Source organism: Serpentinimonas sp. SMBJO2, from assembly GCF_056341105.1.
The window spans coordinates 828,531-843,373 of the sequence record NZ_CP150628.1 but is presented as its reverse complement, the minus strand read 5'-3'; the positions used below and the strand labels follow the sequence as shown (position 1 = coordinate 843,373).

Here is a 14,843-nt window from a genome sequence, read left to right as displayed (position 1 = left end):
CTCAAATCAGCCCCAGCATCAGGCGCAGGTTTTGCACCGCTGCGCCGCTGGCGCCTTTGCCCAGGTTGTCCAGCCGCGCCACCAGCAGCGCCTGGCGCTGGGCCTCGTTGGCATACACGAACAGCTCGAGCGCATCGCTGCCCGCCAGCGCCACGGCGTCGAGCTTGGCGCTGGGGCTGGGCGTACCCACGCGCACCCAGTCGCTGCCGGCGTAGTGCGTGCGCAGCGCCTGCTCGAGGTCGGCGGCCTGCACCCGGCCCGGCAAGGCCTCGAGGTGCAGCGGCAGTTGCACCAGCATGCCCTGGGCAAAGTTGCCCACCGCCGGCACGAACAGCGGCGCGCGCCGCAAGCCGCTGTGGGCCATGATCTCGGGCAGGTGCTTGTGCTGCAAGCCCAACGCGTAGAGCTCGAACGCGGGCGCTTGGCCAGACTCGTAGGCTTCGATCATGGTGCGCCCGCCGCCGCTGTAGCCGCTGACGCTGGGCAGGCACAGCGCCGTGTCGGGCGCGATCAGGCCGGCGTCGAGCAGCGGCCGCAGCAGCGCGATGGCGCCGGTGGCGTAGCAGCCCGGGTTGCTGACGCGCTCGGCACCCCGGATCGCCTCGGCTTGGCCCGCGCACAGTTCGGCAAAGCCATAGACCCAACCCGGCGCCACCCGGTGCGCGCTCGAGGCGTCGATCACCCGCGGGGCTGCGCCGCCCCCGGCCTTGAGCGCATCGAGCAGGGCCACCGAGGCGCGCGCGTCGTCGTCGTGCAGGCACAGCATCACCAGATCGGCCTGCGCCATCAGCTCGCGCTTGGCGTCCGGGTCTTTGCGCCGCTCGGGTGCGATGCTCAGCAGCTGCACCGCCGGCAAGCCGGCCAGGCGCTGGCGGATTTGCAAACCGGTGGTGCCGGCCTCGCCGTCGATGAAAACGCGTGCCATGGGCGGGGGTTCCTCGAAATAAATGGCTAAAAAAAGCGCACGCAGCGGCCCGCCGCTCAAGCCAGCCACCGAGCTGCCTATCAGCTTCGTGCAAGGCACGCATGATACAGTGCAGGCTTCGTGTGTCCCTTGGCCTGTAGTTTTGGAACCGTGGCCAGTATTCCATGCCCACGCTTTCCTGCCCTCAGGGCGGACGTGCTGTGTTTGACTCTTACAGAGAGCGCTTTTCATGAAAATTCACGAGTATCAAGCCAAGGATATCCTGCGCCAGTTCGGCGTCCCGGTGCCACGCGGCATCCCCGCTTTCACGGTCCAGGAAGCCGTGGAAGCGGCGCAAAAACTCGGCGGCCCGGTGTGGGTGGTCAAGGCCCAGATTCATGCCGGCGGGCGCGGCAAGGGCGGCGGCGTCAAGGTCGCCAAAAGCCTCGACGACCTCAAGGCCCGCGCCACCGACATTCTGGGCATGCAACTGGTCACGCACCAAACCGGCCCCAGCGGGCAAAAAGTGTGCCGGCTCTACATCGAAGACGGCGCCGACATTGACAAAGAGTACTACCTCTCGCTGGTGACCGATCGCGGCACGCAAAAGGTGGCCTTCATCGCCTCGAGCGAAGGCGGCATGGACATCGAAGAAGTCGCCCACGCCACGCCCGAGAAAATCGTCAAGGTCTTTGTCGATCCGCTCGTTGGCCTGACGCCCGAGCAAGGCGCGCAGTTGGCACAAGGCATCGGCATGCCCATGGATTCGCAGGCGCAGTTCGTCGATATCTGCCAAAAGCTGTACCGCTGCTACATGGAGACCGACGCCTCGCTGGTCGAGATCAACCCGCTCAACCGCGACCGCAAGGGCCAGCTCATGGCGCTCGACGCCAAGTTCAACTTCGACGCCAACGCGCTCTTTCGCCACCCCGAGATCGTCGCCCTGCGCGACCTCGACGAAGAAGACCCGGCCGAAATCGAAGCCTCGAAGTTTGACCTGGCCTACATCAGCCTCGACGGCAACATCGGCTGCCTGGTCAACGGTGCCGGGCTTGCCATGTCCACCATGGACACGATCAAGCTCTTTGGCGCCGAACCGGCCAACTTCCTCGACGTCGGCGGCGGCGCCACGCCCGAGAAGGTCACCGAAGCGTTCAAGATCATGCTCAAGAACGACAAGGTCAAGGCGATCCTGGTGAACATCTTTGGCGGCATCATGAAGTGCGACACCATCGCCACCGGCGTCATCACCGCCTGCCGCGCCGTCAACCTGAGCGTGCCGCTGGTGGTGCGCATGAAGGGCACCAACGAAGAACTGGGCAAGCAGATGCTGGCCTCATCCGGGCTGCCGATCATCAGCGCCGACACCATGGCCGAAGCCGCCCAAAAGGTGGTGGCTGCCGTTCAGGCCTGAGCGCCTCATCCCTTCAGCGCGCACAAGGAAACGCACCATGTCCATCCTGATCAACCAAGACACCAAGGTCATCACCCAAGGCATCACTGGCAAGACCGGCCAGTTCCACACCGAAAAGTGCCAGGAATACGCCAACGGCAAGCAGTGCTTCGTCGCCGGCGTGAACCCCAAAAAGGCCGGCGAGTCGATTTTCAACATCCCGATCTACGCCAGCGTCAAGGAAGCCGCGGCCCAAACCGGCGCCACCGTGTCGGTGATCTACGTCCCGCCCGCCGGCGCGGCCGACGCCATCTGGGAGGCGGTCGAGGCCGACCTCGATCTGGCGATCTGCATCACCGAGGGCATCCCGGTGCGCGACATGCTCATGGTGCGCAACAAAATGAAGGCCAAGGTCGCTGCGGGCGGCAAGGAGACGCTGCTGCTGGGCCCGAACTGCCCGGGCCTGATCACGCCCGAGGAAATCAAGATCGGCATCATGCCCGGCCACATCCACCGCAAGGGGCGCATCGGCGTCGTCAGCCGCTCCGGCACCCTGACCTACGAAGCGGTGGCGCAGCTGACCGAAATCGGCCTGGGCCAGAGCAGCGCCGTGGGCATCGGCGGCGACCCGATCAACGGCCTCAAGCACATCGACGTCATGCGCCTGTTCAACGACGACCCGGACACCGACGCCGTGATCATGATCGGCGAGATCGGCGGCCCGGACGAGGCCGAAGCGGCGCTGTGGTGCAAGCAACACATGAAAAAGCCGGTGGTCGGTTTCATCGCTGGCGTCACCGCCCCGGCGGGCAAGCGCATGGGCCACGCCGGCGCGCTGATTGCCGGCGGCGCCGACACCGCCGACGCCAAGCTGGCGATCATGGAAGAATGCGGCTTCACCATCACGCGCAACCCCTCGGAAATGGCGCGCCTGCTCAAGCGCCTGCTCTGAGTTGGCGTAGCATGGGGGGTTGGAATGCCAGACGCAACCCCACCATGCCTACCCTGAGCATCAGCCTCGACGGTGCCGCGCCCCAAGTGCTTCGGCTCGAGCAGCCGCGCACCACCCTGGGGCGCCGGCCCTACAACGACATCGTCGTCGATAGCCTGGCCGTGAGCGGCGAACACGCGGTGTTCGTGCTGCACCCCGATGGCGTCGAACTGATCGACCTGCACAGCACCAACGGCACCTACGTCAACGGCCACGCCATCGACAGCGTGCGCCTGCTGCCCGAAGACCTGATCGAAATCGGCCGCTGCCAAATGCGCCTGGGGTTTGAAGACCTGGCAGCGGCCCCTGAGCCTGGCTCCGAGGCGGCTGCGGCGGCCGCGTTGGCGCCAGCGCCTGCCCTGCGGGCGCGCCTGCGCGTGCTCAGCGGCCCGGCAACGGGCAAGGAAATGGCGCTCGAAAAACCCACCACCACCCTGGGCAAACCGGGGCTGGCGGTGGCCGCCATCAGCCGCTTGGCCGATTCGGGCTTTGCCATCCACTGGATCGATGGCGCGCCCGCCGTGCTCAACGGCCACACCTTGAGCCAGCGGCAGGCCAAGGCGCTCGCGCACCACGACCGCCTGCGCATCGCCGGCATCGAGATGGAGTTTTTGCTCGATTGATGGGTGGCGCTCGTTGCGCGCATGGGCGTGTCGCCGCACTGGAGGCGGCGCCCAGCCTGGAGCCCTCAGGGGTGCGCGTCTTGGGGCCTGCTGGAAGCATCGCTCGGCGGCCGCTGCAGCGGCCGGGCGGCCTGCAGCAGCGCGCGCGTGCGCTCGGCCTCGCGCCGCGCAGCCTGCGCAAATCGTCGCCGGCGCTGGCGTACAGAATGGCACGCGATGAATTGACGGCGATCAGCGCCTGGCTGCGGCCGCTGTCGCCACGCCAGCCGGCGCGCACCGTGGCGGCGGCGTCGCCGCCCTGCGCGCCCACACCGGGAATGAGCAGCGGCAGCGTCGGCGCGAGCGCGCGCACGCGCTCGATCTCATGCGGGTAGGTCGCGCCCACCACCAGCCCGAGCTGGCCACTGAGGTTCCACGGCCCCTGCGCCAGACGGGCGATGTGCTCGTAGAGCAGCGGCTGCCCGGGCAGATCGGCCAGGCGCTGGTTCTGCAGTTCGTCGCCACCGGGGTTGCTGGTGCGGCAGAGCAGAAACACGCCCTTGCCGGGGTAGTGCAGGTAGGGCTGGATGGAGTCGAAGCCCATGAAGGGCGACAGCGTCACGGCGTCGGCGCCATAGCGCTCGAAGGCTTCGCGCGCGTACTGCTCGGCGGTGCTGCCGATGTCGCCGCGCTTGGCATCGAGGATGATGGGCACGTGCGGCGCCGCCACGCGGATGTGCGCCAACAGGTGCTCGAGCTGGTCTTCGGCGCGGTGCGCGGCAAAATGGGCGATCTGCGGCTTGAAGGCCAGCGCCAGGTCGGCGGTGGCATCGACGATGGCAGCGCAAAAGTCGTAGATGCGCGCCGGGTCGTCGCGCCAGACGTGCGGAAAACGCGCCGGGTCTGGGTCCAGGCCCACGCACAGCAGCGACTGGTGGCGGCGCTCGGCCGCATGCAGCATCTCGACGAAGTTCATGCCTTCGATTGTAGGCGCGCCGTGCTACGCTACCTGCCCATGTGCCAACCGCTCGCTCTACGCCAGCGCCGGCCCTACCCCAGCGCCTGCTCGAGCGCATCGACAAAGCGCGCCGCCACGTCGAAGCCGGTTTGATCGGTGATTTCCTGAAAGCAGGTCGGGCTGGTGACGTTGATTTCGGTCACGCGCTCGCCGATCACATCCAGGCCCACCAGCAACAAGCCGCGCGCCGCCAGCTGCGGGCCGATGGCGCGGGCCAGCGCCCAGTCGCGCTCGCTCAGGGGCTGCGCCACGCCTTTGCCGCCGGCGGCCAGGTTGCCGCGCACCTCGCCGCCTTGTGGGATGCGCGCCAAACAAAAGGGCACCGCCTCGCCGCCGATCAGCAGCACGCGCTTGTCGCCCTGGGCGATTTCGGGCAAAAAGCGCTGCACCATCACCGTGCACTGGCCGTGGCGGTTCAGGGTTTCGATGATGACACCGAGGTTGAGCCCGTCGGGGCCGACGCGGAAAATCCCCATGCCGCCCATGCCGTCGAGCGGCTTCAAGATGATGTCGCGCTGCTCGGCGTGAAAGGCGCGGATGGCCGCGGCAGAGCGCGTCACCAGCGTGGGCGGGGCGTACTGGGCAAACTCCAGCAGCGCCAGCTTTTCTGGGTGTTCGCGCAGCGCCTGCGGCCGGTTGAACACGCGCGCGCCCTCGCGCTCGGCTTGCTGCAGCAGGTGCGTGGCGTAGAAGTACTCGCTGTCAAAGGGCGGGTCGGCGCGCATCAGCACGGCGTCGAAGTCGCGCAGCGCCAGCGCGCTGCGGGCACCCACCCGGTACCAGTCGCTCGGGTGGCCGGTGAGCTCGAGGGCTTGCGCCCACGCCTGCACCGGGCCGCCGCTTTGCCAGTGCAGATCGGCCGCTGTGCACACCGCCAACTCGTGCCCGCGGCGCTGGCATTCGCGCAGCATGGCAAAGGTGCTGTCCTTGGCGATCTTGAAGCCGGCCAGCGCGTCGGCCACGCACAGCAGCCGCCGGGGCTGCGCACGCATCAGTCGAGCTCCTCGGCCATGGGGTCGGTGGCTTCGAGCTCGTAACTCGCCGCCAGCATCGCCAGCCGGGCGATCACGCCATAGAGGTAGAAGCGATTGGGCACGCTGGCCCCCGGCTTTTGCCCCGGCTGGGGCTGCTGCGCGCTTTTCTCGAAGGCCAGCGGTGCAAAGCTGGAACCGGGAGCGTTGAGGTTTTCGTCGGTGCCGCGCTCGGCGTGCACGCGGTAAAAACCGCCCACCACGTAGCGGTCCATCATATAGACCACCGGCTCGGCCACGGCGTCGTTGACGCGCTCGTGCGTCAGCACGCCTTCTTGAATGATCACGTCCGAGACCGGCTGGCCGTCTTTGATCACCGCCATCTTGTTCTTGGTCTTGCGGTTGAGGTCGGACAGATCAGAGGCGTCGCGCACCGTCATCACGCCCATGCCGTAGGTGCCGTTGTCGGCCTTGACGATGACGAAGGGCTTCTCGCGGATGCCGTATTCTTTGAACTTCTTTTTGATTTTGCCCAGCAGCGCATCGACGTTGCTCTGCAGGCACTCCATCCCGGTGCCTTCGGCAAAATTGACCTGCCCGCAGTGGTTGAAGAGCGGGTTGATGAGCCACGGGTCCATGCCCAGCAGCTTGCCAAAGCGCTTGGCCACCGCTTCGTAGGCGGCAAAGTGCTGGCTTTTTTTGCGCACATGCCAGCCGGCGTGCAGCGGCGGCAACAGGTACTGCTCGTGCAAGTCTTCCAAAATGCCGGGCACGCCGGCGCTCAGGTCGTTGTTGAGCAGCACCGTGCAGGGGTCGAAGTGCTTGAGCCCGACACGCTTGCCCTGGCGCAGCAGCGGCTCGATGCGCACCTGCTCGCCGTTGGGCAGGTCGATGGTCACGGGCGCTTTGAGCTCGGGGCTGAGCGAACCCAGACGCACATTGAGGCCGGCCTGATAAAAGATTTTCTGCAGCTGCGCCACGTTCATCAGGTAGAACATGTTGCGCGTGTGGTTTTCGGGCACCAGCAGCAGGTTTTTGGCCTCGGGGCAGATTTTTTCGATCGCCGCCATCGCCGCCTGCACCGCCAGCGGCAGCATCTCGGGCGTGAGGTTGTTCCAGCCGCCCGGGAACAGGTTGGTGTCCACCGGTGCCAGTTTGAAGCCGGCGTTGCGGATATCGACCGAACTGTAAAACGGCGGCGTGTGCTCCATCCACTCGAGCCGGAACCAGCGCTCGATCACGGGGGTGGACTCGAGCACGCGCTGCTCGAGCTCGTTGATGGGGCCGGTCAGGGCAGTGACTAGATGAGGAACCATGGCCCGACTTTAACCCATCAAGGCTTCAAAAACTCTCCCACTCGCCCTCGGTGTTGTTGGCCGCTTTGGGGCTGGCTTTGGCGCTGTTGCGGTTGGGCAAGGCCTTGGGGGCCAACGGGGCAGGTTGGGCTGGGCTGCGGGCCGGCGCTGAGGCCTGGGCTTTGGCAGCGGCCGGCGCAGCTGCGGGCAGCGCCTTGGCCGAGGCGCTCGGGTGCGCTTGCGGCTTGGGCAGTGGGGCGGCGGCGGGCCCGGACGCAAAAGCGCTGCGTCCTGCGGACTGCCTAGCGGGGGGCTGCGCTCGGCCGGATGTTGCAGCCAAAGCACTCCCTTCGACCGCTGTCGCCGTGGCGGCTGGGCGCGCGCGCAGCGCTAACGCGCCGGCCTGCGCCGCAGAGCCGCCCTCGGCGCCGGTGCGGAAGGTGCCGATCGCCTCAGCCAAGCGCCCGGCCTGGTCGCGCAGGCTCTCGGCGGCGGCTGCGCTTTGCTCGACCAGCGCGGCGTTTTGCTGCGTCATCTGGTCGAGCTGGTTCACCGCCACGTTCACTTGACCGATGCCCTCGCTCTGCTCGGCCGCTGCGGCCGTGATTTCGCCGATGATGTCGCTCACGCGCTGCACGCTGGTGACGATTTCGTTCATGGTAGCACCCGCCTCCTGCACCAGGCGGCTGCCGCTGTCCACCTTTTCGACGCTGGCACCAATCAGGGCCTTGATCTCTTTGGCGGCTTCGGCGCTGCGTCCAGCCAGGCTGCGCACTTCAGAGGCCACCACGGCAAAGCCGCGCCCTTGCTCGCCCGCCCGCGCCGCTTCCACTGCGGCATTGAGCGCCAAAATGTTGGTCTGGAACGCGATGCCATCGATGACGCCGATGATGTCAGAGATTTTCTGGCTACTGGAGCTGATGTCGTTCATGGTGTGCACCACCTGCCCCACCACCGCGCCGCCTTTTTGTGCCACTTGCGCCGCGCTGGCTGCCAACTGGTTGGCTTGGCGCGCCGAATCCGCTGTCTGCTTGACCGTGGCCGTGAGCTGCTCCATGCTGGAGGCGGTTTCTTCGAGGTTGCTGGCGGCTTGCTCGGTGCGCCGGCTCAAGTCTTGGTTGCCGTTGGCGATTTCTTCGGATGCGGTTCCAATGCTGTCGTTGGCCTGGCGCACTTTGCCAACGATGTCGAGCAAAGACACCTTCATGGCTGCCAATGCCCGCAACAAATCGCCCAGCTCATCGGTGCGGTTGCCGGTTACGCTGCGCGTCAAATCCCCTTGGGCCACCGCTTGCGCCAACTCCACCGCTTGTTGAATCGGGGCGCCGATCGAGCGCCCGATGCGCCACGCCAACAGCACAGAAATGAGCAGAGCCGCCACAAAAAGCACCCCAACCAACAGGTACAGGGCTCGGAATTCGGCCTGAATCTGCGCCTGCAACGCCGCCATCGACGCCAACTGACCATCGACCAGCGCCTGCGTGACCTCCACGTAGCGGTTGGTGACGGGCAAAAACTGGCTCTCGATCAGCGCCCGTGCGGCGGCATCGTCGCCGGCGGCCTTGAGCTGGTTGACGGCATCGCGGGCAGCCAGCCACTGCGTGCGCACTTCGCCCACCACGCCGGCGCGCTGCAGCGAGTCGGCGTCTCCCTCAGCCAGTGCCAAGAATTCCGTTTGGGTGGCGGTGGTGTCGCGCGAGGTTTGGGCCATGGCAGCGCGAAAAAACTCGAGCACCTCGGTGCCCGGCGACACCGCCACCGCCTGCGAGCGTGCTGAATCTTGGCGTATGTGGGCCAGCCATTCACTGGCCAGCTCCAGCTTGCTGGCTTTGACCCGCATTTGCTGGCTCAAGTCACGCACCTGCTCTGCCTTCCAGACCGTAGCAGCCAAAACCACTGCAAACAGCAGCAAAATACCAGCAAAAGCACCATTCAGGCGCCGCTGCACCGTGCCCAACAGGCCGCGGGATTGCGGCTCGGCTGCGTAAGCGTTTTGAGACATCTAAAAATCCTCGACGTTATAAATAGATAGCAACTCCGCCCTAGCTCACCGCCCAGGCATGGTCAAGCGCCGCTCTGCGCCCTGGTAGCCCGAGGCTTTTCCATGCCCGCGGGTCGCGGTGCGCTGCAGCGGCGGGTGGCCGGGGTGCGCGGCGTCTTGCAAACGAAATACCGCCACCAGCTCGCTCAAGCGCTGCGCCTGGTCGCTCAAGGCTTGGGCGGCTGCGGCGCTTTGCTCGACCAAAGCGGCGTTTTGCTGTGTCATCTGGTCGAGCTGGGCCACTGCGCCGTTGACCGACGACAGGCCGCTGGCCTGCTCGCCGCTGGCGCTGCTGATCTCGGTGATGAAAGCCGAGACCTTGTGCGCGTTGGCCACGATTTCGCGGATGTTGGTGCCGGCTTGGTGCACCAGCTTGGAGCCGGCTGCAACGGTTTCGACGCTGGCTCCTATGAGCTGCTTGATCTCGCGCGCTGCTGCCGCGCTGCGCCCGGCCAGCGAGCGCACCTCGGTGGCCACCACGGCAAAACCACGGCCAGCCTCGCCAGCGCGTGCCGCCTCTACTGCCGCATTCAGGGCCAAGATGTTGGTCTGGAAGGCAATGCCGTCGATCACGCCGATGATGTCGTGTATCTTCTGGCTGCTTTGGTTGATTGCATCCATGGTGCGCACCACCTGGCCCACCACCTCTCCGCCCCGTTCGGCCACGCTGGCATTGTCCTGCGCCAAACCCAGGGCCGACTGCGCCGCCTGGCTCGATTGCTGCCCAGCTACTGTGATCTGATCCATGCTGCTGGCGGTTTGCTGCAGGTTGCTGGCCGTCTGCTCGGTGCGCTGGCTCAGGTCCTGGTTGCCGCTGGCGATCTCGCTGCTGGCTTGGTGGATGCTCTCGGCCGCCTGGCGCACCTCGCCCACCGTGCGCGCCAGCGAGGCCTGCATGTCGGCGAGGTTGCGCATGAGCTCGGCGATTTCGTCGCGCCCGTTCAGGTCGGGTGTGGTGCTCAGGTCGCCGCGGGCAATCGCCACCGCCAGCCCCTGCGCCTGCTCCAGCGGCCGCGTGATGCTCACCATATTGAGCAGGGTCGAGGGCATGACCACCAGCACGGCCAAGCACAAAACACCCAAAAACAACCACAGCGCCCAGCTGGCGCTGCTGGCCGCCTCGGCCGCAAGCAGCTCGAGCGCCGCGCGTGCCTGCTCGGTCTGCGCGCCTTGCTGAGCCAGTTGCAGCAGCTCGTTTTGCACGCCGATCAGGCTCTGAATACCCCACCAACCAGCCGCCCCCAGCAGCATGAGCAAAGCAAAAACGACCCCGATCGCGCCGATCATGCGCAAGCGGATGGAAAACAGGCGCATCAGGGCGGTGCCGTCCATGGTCAGGCCCGGCTGTCGATCAGCCCCATGTCGGCGCTGGCCATCAGGGCTTCGATGTCCATCAAAATCAGCATGCGCTCGCCCACGCTGGCAATGCCGGTGATGAAGGTGGTGTCCACCGCAGCGTTGGCCATCTCGGGCGCCGGGCGGATCTGGTCGTGCGCCAGTTCCAGCACATCGGAAACCGAATCGACCACCGCGCCCACCACCCGGCCCTTGACGTTGAGCACGATCACCACCGTAAAGCTGTTGTATTCGATCTTCTCGCAGCCGAGCTTGATGCGCAGATCGACCACCGGCACAATCACGCCGCGCAGATTGACCACGCCCTTGAGGTGCGGCGGCGAGTTGGCAATGCGCGTGGGCTCTTCGAACGAGCGGATTTCTTGCACCCGCAGGATGTCGATGCCGTATTCCTCGGCACCGAGCCTAAAACTCAGGTATTCGGCGCTGCCGCCAGCGGCACCTGCAGCGCCGCGCTTGGCCTGGGACGGGGATTGCTCAAAGGTATTCATGCAAACTCCATAAAATGGTGCCAATATAGCAAAAATTTCTGTCAATTACTGAGCGCCAATCGGGCTTGCGAAAATCGGCTCAGGCGTCGTCGAACTCGACCAAAGTGTGCAGGGCCAAGCCGCTGTCGCGCAAGCGCTGCACGCCCCCCAACCCGGGCAGCGCCACGATCGCCGCGCCCTCGAGCACCTGCGCGCCGAACTTTTCCAGCAGGCGCTTGCCCGCCAGCATGGTGCCACCGGTGGCGATCAGATCGTCGATCAGCAGCACGCGCTCGCCCTTTTGCACCGCGTCGGTGTGCAGTTCCACGGTGGCGCTGCCGTATTCCAGCTCGTAGCTTTCCTGCACGGTGGTGTAGGGCAGTTTGCCCTTTTTGCGGATGGGCACGAAGCCAACGCCCAGCTCGTAGGCCAGCACCGCGCCGATGATGAAACCGCGTGCGTCCAGCCCCGCCACCACGTCGGGGCGCTGGCCGCGCGCCATGTAGCGGTGCACAAAAACGTCGATCAAGACCCGAAACACCTTGGGGTCTTGCAGCAACGGCGTGATGTCGCGAAACTGCACCCCGGGGGCCGGCCAGTCGGGCACGGTGCGAATGTGGGCCTTGAGGTAAGCGGAAGTGTCCATCCGACGATTATGAAGCGAAAACCGCAGCCCGGCCGGTGCGCCCGCGCCTCTGGATTGGCGCTGGTTGATAATCCGGACATGGCCCTGACGCAACCCCACGCCGCCCCCGCTTGGCTGCCCCACTCCGACCCCGCCGCGCTCGCCAGCGCCCCGGCGTCCGTGCAGCGGCTGCTGCAGCTGGCGCGTGACACGCTGGCCATCGAAGCGCAGGCGCTGCACGACATGGCCCAACGGCTCGACACCCGCTTCGTGCAAGCGGTCGAGCGCATTCTGGCCTGCCGCGGCCGCGTGGTGGTCAGCGGCATGGGCAAGAGCGGCCACGTGGGGCGCAAGATCGCCGCCACCCTGGCCTCCACCGGCACCCCGGCGCTGTTCATGCACCCCGGCGAAGCCAGCCACGGCGATCTGGGCATGATCACCGGCGCCGACGTGCTGCTGGCCATCAGCAACAGCGGCGAGAGCGAGGAGCTGAGCGCCATCTTGCCGCTCATCAAGCGCATGGGCGTGCCGCTGCTGGCCATGACCGGCCGCCCCGACTCGAACCTGGGCCGCCACGCCGACGTGCTGCTCGACACCAGCGTGGCCAAGGAAGCCTGCCCGCACAACCTGGCCCCCACCGCCAGCACCACCGCCCAGTTGGCGATGGGCGACGCGCTCGCCGTGGCCTTGCTGGATGCGCGCGGCTTCAAGGCCGAAGACTTTGCCCGCTCGCACCCCGGCGGGGCGCTCGGGCGCAAGCTGCTCACCCTGGTGGCCGACGTGATGCGCCCGGCCGAACAAGCCCCGCGCGTGGGCCTGCAGGCGCGCCTGCCCGAGATCATGCGCGAGATCAGCGCCAAGGGGCTGGGCGCCACCGCCGTGGTGGACGCCGACGGCGTGCCGGTGGGCATCTTCACCGACGGCGACTTGCGCCGCCTGATCGAGCGCGGCGCCGACCTGCAATCCCTGCGCGCCGAGCACGTGATGCACCCGGCCCCGCACACCGTGCGCCCGCAGGCGCTGGCGGTCGAGGCCGCCGAGCGCATGGAAACGCACCGCATCACCAGCGTGCTGGTGGTCGATGACGCCGGCCGCCTGTGCGGCGCCCTCAACAGCCACGACCTGATGCGCGCCAAGGTGATTTGATTCCTGCACCCACCGCCAAGCCCATGCCCCTCGCACCCCATCCAGACGCCGCGCCGCCGGCCCCCCCGAGCGCACCCGCTCTGCCCGAGCTGCGCCCCAGCCTGCAGTTCGACCCCACCGTGTTGCTGCGCGCCCAGGGCGTGCGGGTGGTGTTTTTCGACATCGACGGCGTGCTCACCGACGGCGGCCTGTACTTCAGCGACGCGGGCGAGACCCTCAAGCGCTTCAACAGCCTCGACGGCCACGGCATCAAGCTGCTGCAGCGCGCCGGCATCGCGGTGGCGGTGGTCAGCGGCCGCGACTCGGCCCCCTTGCGCACCCGCCTGCAGGCGCTGGGCGTGACGCACACCCGGCTGGGCTGCGAAACCAAGCGGCCCGCCGCCCAGGAGCTGTTGCATGCGCTGGGTCTGGGCTGGCACGAGGCCGCCGCCATGGGCGACGACTGGCCCGACCTGCCCCTGTTGCGCCGCTGCGCGCTGGCGGTGGCGCCGCCGCAGGCCCACCCCGAAGTGCGGCGGGTGGCGCACCACACCACGCTGGCGGCAGGCGGCCACGGCGCCGCGCGCGAGCTCTGCGACCTGCTGCTGGTGGCCAGCGGCCACTACGCCCGCCTGCTGCAGGAGGCCGGTGCTTGAACCCCCGCCCTGGCCTGGGGCCCGCGCCTGCGCTCGCCAGCGTGCCCGCCCGTGCGCTGGGGCGCGATCCGGCGCGGCGGCTCAAGCGCGCCTGGGACCACGCCTCGCTGTACCTGCCCGTGATCCTCATGGGCCTGCTGGCGCTGGGCAGTTACTGGATCATCGCCCAGAGCCCCGCGCCGGCCGAGCCCCCCGCAGCGCGCGCTCCGGATCCAGGCCCCGGTGCCGTGATGCAGGATTTTTTGCTGCGCGACTTCGGCCCCGACGGGCAGCTGCTGCTCAAAATCGAAGGCGTGCAGCTGCACCACTATCCGGGCGCGGCGCGGCTGGTGGTCGAGCAAGTGCGCCTGCAACAGCGCGACGCCCAGGGCCATCTGAGCTTCGCACAGGCAGACCGTTTGGAGAGCACCACCGACCGCACCGTGCACCGCCTCAGCGGCAACGTGGTGCTGCTGCGTCCGGCGCGCGCCGCCACCGCCACCCAAGCCGCCATGCCCGAGCAGGAATTTCGCAGCCAGGCGCTGACGCTCTACACCCAGGCCAACCGGATCGAGTCGGATCAGCCAGTGGAAATCCGCCGTGGCACGCAGCTGCTTCGGGCGCAGCGCATGCGCTACGACCAAGGCACTGGCCAGCTCGAACTGCGGGGCCAGGTGCGCGCCACCCTGGCGCCCCCCGCGCAATAGGGCGGGCCAACATACCAGGCGCCAGAAACACCAAACCCCGCAAACCATGCAGGCTTGCGGGGCTGATGAAGCGCTCAGGCCGGTCGTGAACGACCCGCCGCAGCGGTTCTGGCGCTCAGGGGGTGATCAGTAGCCGCGACCACCGCCGCCGCCACCTTCGCGCCGGCCACCGCCGCCGTAGGGGCTGCGGAACTGGCCTTCGCCGCCGCCACCACCGTAGCCACCGCCGCCTTCGCGACGGCCACCGCCGCCGCCACCGCCGTAGCCACCACCACCGCCGCCGCCAAAGCCGCCGCCACCGCTGCGGGGCGGACGCGACTCCATCGGACGCGCTTCGTTGACCACCAGGCTGCGGCCGCCGAGCGACTGGCCGTTCATGCCTTCGATCGCCGACTGGGCGTCAGCGTCGCTGCCCATTTCCACGAAGCCAAAGCCCTTGGAGCGACCGGTGTCGCGCTCCATCATGACCTTGGCGCTGCTCACTTGGCCGAACTCGCCAAAAGCCTTTTGCAGATCCTCGTCGCGCACCGTGTAGGGAAGATTGCCGACGTACAGTTTGTTGCCCATTGAACCGGGACTCCTGAAAACACAAAGAAACAATAGCGATTGGCACCCCGTTGGCACGAAGAAAGCACTTGGCTGGCTGCAGTGGCACGCGAAAAAACCGATCACCTGAAAAGCGCAGCCCACCCACGGGTGCTCTGCGAGGC

At 67.3% G+C, this 14,843-nt stretch carries 14 protein-coding genes and 1 pseudogene; 6 read left to right on the top strand and 9 right to left on the bottom strand.

Going from position 1 to position 14,843, the window contains the following annotated elements; translation table 11 throughout:
* Position 1: 1 nt before the first annotated feature.
* Entirely contained in the window at positions 2 to 925 is a 924-nt protein-coding gene (gene argC / locus AAAZ40_RS03775) for an N-acetyl-gamma-glutamyl-phosphate reductase (protein WP_476661241.1), read from the bottom strand.
* 229 nt (positions 926 to 1,154) lie between these two features.
* Here argC and sucC point away from each other — a divergent pair, with 229 nt between their 5' ends.
* From sucC to AAAZ40_RS03760, 3 genes are read left to right on the top strand one after another with little or no spacing between them, the layout of a single operon-like run.
* Complete coding sequence (gene sucC, locus AAAZ40_RS03770; RefSeq protein ID WP_476661240.1) at positions 1,155 to 2,318, top strand: ADP-forming succinate--CoA ligase subunit beta; 1,164 nt, start codon at positions 1,155 to 1,157, stop codon at positions 2,316 to 2,318.
* A 37-nt stretch (positions 2,319 to 2,355) separates the two neighbouring features.
* A complete protein-coding gene (sucD, locus tag AAAZ40_RS03765; protein ID WP_476661239.1) occupies positions 2,356 to 3,249 on the top strand; it encodes a succinate--CoA ligase subunit alpha in 894 nt (297 codons plus the stop codon).
* A 44-nt stretch (positions 3,250 to 3,293) separates the two neighbouring features.
* A complete protein-coding gene (locus AAAZ40_RS03760) occupies positions 3,294 to 3,911 on the top strand; it encodes an FHA domain-containing protein (RefSeq protein WP_476661238.1) in 618 nt (205 codons plus the stop codon).
* A gap of 65 nt (positions 3,912 to 3,976) precedes the next feature.
* On the opposite strand, the pseudogene pyrF reads toward AAAZ40_RS03760, so the two are convergent.
* The 7 genes and pseudogenes from pyrF to AAAZ40_RS03725 form a co-directional block, all read right to left on the bottom strand.
* A pseudogene (gene pyrF, locus AAAZ40_RS03755) lies at positions 3,977 to 4,866 on the bottom strand (orotidine-5'-phosphate decarboxylase).
* Between the two features lie 74 nt (positions 4,867 to 4,940).
* On the bottom strand, positions 4,941 to 5,900 hold the full coding sequence (gene gshB, locus AAAZ40_RS03750; RefSeq protein ID WP_476661237.1) for a glutathione synthase: 960 nt from the start codon (positions 5,898 to 5,900) through the stop codon (positions 4,941 to 4,943).
* On the bottom strand, positions 5,900 to 7,195 hold the full coding sequence (gene gshA / locus AAAZ40_RS03745) for a glutamate--cysteine ligase (protein WP_045536427.1): 1,296 nt from the start codon (positions 7,193 to 7,195) through the stop codon (positions 5,900 to 5,902). The genes gshB and gshA overlap by 1 nt, the downstream gene beginning before the upstream one ends.
* 25 nt (positions 7,196 to 7,220) lie before the next feature.
* Positions 7,221 to 9,176: a methyl-accepting chemotaxis protein gene (locus AAAZ40_RS03740; protein WP_476661236.1), complete on the bottom strand. Its 1,956-nt coding sequence runs from the start codon at positions 9,174 to 9,176 to the stop codon at positions 7,221 to 7,223.
* A gap of 45 nt (positions 9,177 to 9,221) precedes the next feature.
* The gene (locus tag AAAZ40_RS03735) at positions 9,222 to 10,547 is read right to left on the bottom strand and encodes a methyl-accepting chemotaxis protein (protein ID WP_045536429.1); all 1,326 of its coding nucleotides are present in this window, start codon (positions 10,545 to 10,547) and stop codon (positions 9,222 to 9,224) included.
* Between the two features lie 2 nt (positions 10,548 to 10,549).
* Entirely contained in the window at positions 10,550 to 11,062 is a 513-nt protein-coding gene (locus AAAZ40_RS03730; protein ID WP_045536431.1) for a chemotaxis protein CheW, read from the bottom strand.
* 79 nt (positions 11,063 to 11,141) lie between these two features.
* A complete protein-coding gene (locus AAAZ40_RS03725) occupies positions 11,142 to 11,687 on the bottom strand; it encodes a type I phosphoribosyltransferase (protein ID WP_476463569.1) in 546 nt (181 codons plus the stop codon).
* 78 nt (positions 11,688 to 11,765) lie between these two features.
* Here AAAZ40_RS03725 and AAAZ40_RS03720 point away from each other — a divergent pair, with 78 nt between their 5' ends.
* Genes AAAZ40_RS03720 through lptC form a run of 3 tightly spaced genes read left to right on the top strand, consistent with a single transcriptional unit; the run spans position 11,766 to position 14,133 of the window.
* A complete protein-coding gene (locus AAAZ40_RS03720; protein ID WP_476661235.1) occupies positions 11,766 to 12,812 on the top strand; it encodes a KpsF/GutQ family sugar-phosphate isomerase in 1,047 nt (348 codons plus the stop codon).
* A 23-nt stretch (positions 12,813 to 12,835) separates the two neighbouring features.
* Complete coding sequence (locus AAAZ40_RS03715) at positions 12,836 to 13,447, top strand: KdsC family phosphatase (RefSeq protein WP_476661234.1); 612 nt, start codon at positions 12,836 to 12,838, stop codon at positions 13,445 to 13,447.
* Positions 13,444 to 14,133 carry an LPS export ABC transporter periplasmic protein LptC gene (gene lptC, locus AAAZ40_RS03710; protein WP_476661233.1) on the top strand — a complete coding sequence of 230 codons (690 nt, stop codon included), beginning with the start codon at positions 13,444 to 13,446 and terminating at the stop codon, positions 14,131 to 14,133. Before AAAZ40_RS03715 ends, lptC begins: the two co-directional genes overlap by 4 nt.
* Before the next feature lie 126 nt (positions 14,134 to 14,259).
* Here lptC and AAAZ40_RS03705 read toward each other — a convergent pair whose 3' ends face one another.
* Entirely contained in the window at positions 14,260 to 14,700 is a 441-nt protein-coding gene (locus AAAZ40_RS03705) for an RNA recognition motif domain-containing protein (protein WP_476661232.1), read from the bottom strand.
* Between the last annotated feature and the right edge of the window lie 143 nt (positions 14,701 to 14,843).

Excerpts from the sequence above, each read along its gene's own strand:
- AAAZ40_RS03725 (WP_476463569.1), bottom strand. The coding sequence starts at position 11,687 with ATGGACACTTCCGCTTACCTCAAGGCCCACATTCGCACCGTGCCCGAC.
- AAAZ40_RS03735 (WP_045536429.1), bottom strand. The coding sequence starts at position 10,547 with ATGGACGGCACCGCCCTGATGCGCCTGTTTTCCATCCGCTTGCGCATG.
- AAAZ40_RS03715 (WP_476661234.1), top strand. The coding sequence starts at position 12,836 with ATGCCCCTCGCACCCCATCCAGACGCCGCGCCGCCGGCCCCCCCGAGC.
- AAAZ40_RS03705 (WP_476661232.1), bottom strand. The coding sequence starts at position 14,700 with ATGGGCAACAAACTGTACGTCGGCAATCTTCCCTACACGGTGCGCGAC.
- AAAZ40_RS03720 (WP_476661235.1), top strand. The coding sequence starts at position 11,766 with ATGGCCCTGACGCAACCCCACGCCGCCCCCGCTTGGCTGCCCCACTCC.
- argC (WP_476661241.1), bottom strand. The coding sequence starts at position 925 with ATGGCACGCGTTTTCATCGACGGCGAGGCCGGCACCACCGGTTTGCAA.
- AAAZ40_RS03730 (WP_045536431.1), bottom strand. The coding sequence starts at position 11,062 with ATGAATACCTTTGAGCAATCCCCGTCCCAGGCCAAGCGCGGCGCTGCA.
- AAAZ40_RS03740 (WP_476661236.1), bottom strand. The coding sequence starts at position 9,176 with ATGTCTCAAAACGCTTACGCAGCCGAGCCGCAATCCCGCGGCCTGTTG.
- sucD (WP_476661239.1), top strand. The coding sequence starts at position 2,356 with ATGTCCATCCTGATCAACCAAGACACCAAGGTCATCACCCAAGGCATC.
- gshA (WP_045536427.1), bottom strand. The coding sequence starts at position 7,195 with ATGGTTCCTCATCTAGTCACTGCCCTGACCGGCCCCATCAACGAGCTC.
- AAAZ40_RS03760 (WP_476661238.1), top strand. The coding sequence starts at position 3,294 with ATGCCTACCCTGAGCATCAGCCTCGACGGTGCCGCGCCCCAAGTGCTT.
- gshB (WP_476661237.1), bottom strand. The coding sequence starts at position 5,900 with ATGCGTGCGCAGCCCCGGCGGCTGCTGTGCGTGGCCGACGCGCTGGCC.
- sucC (WP_476661240.1), top strand. The coding sequence starts at position 1,155 with ATGAAAATTCACGAGTATCAAGCCAAGGATATCCTGCGCCAGTTCGGC.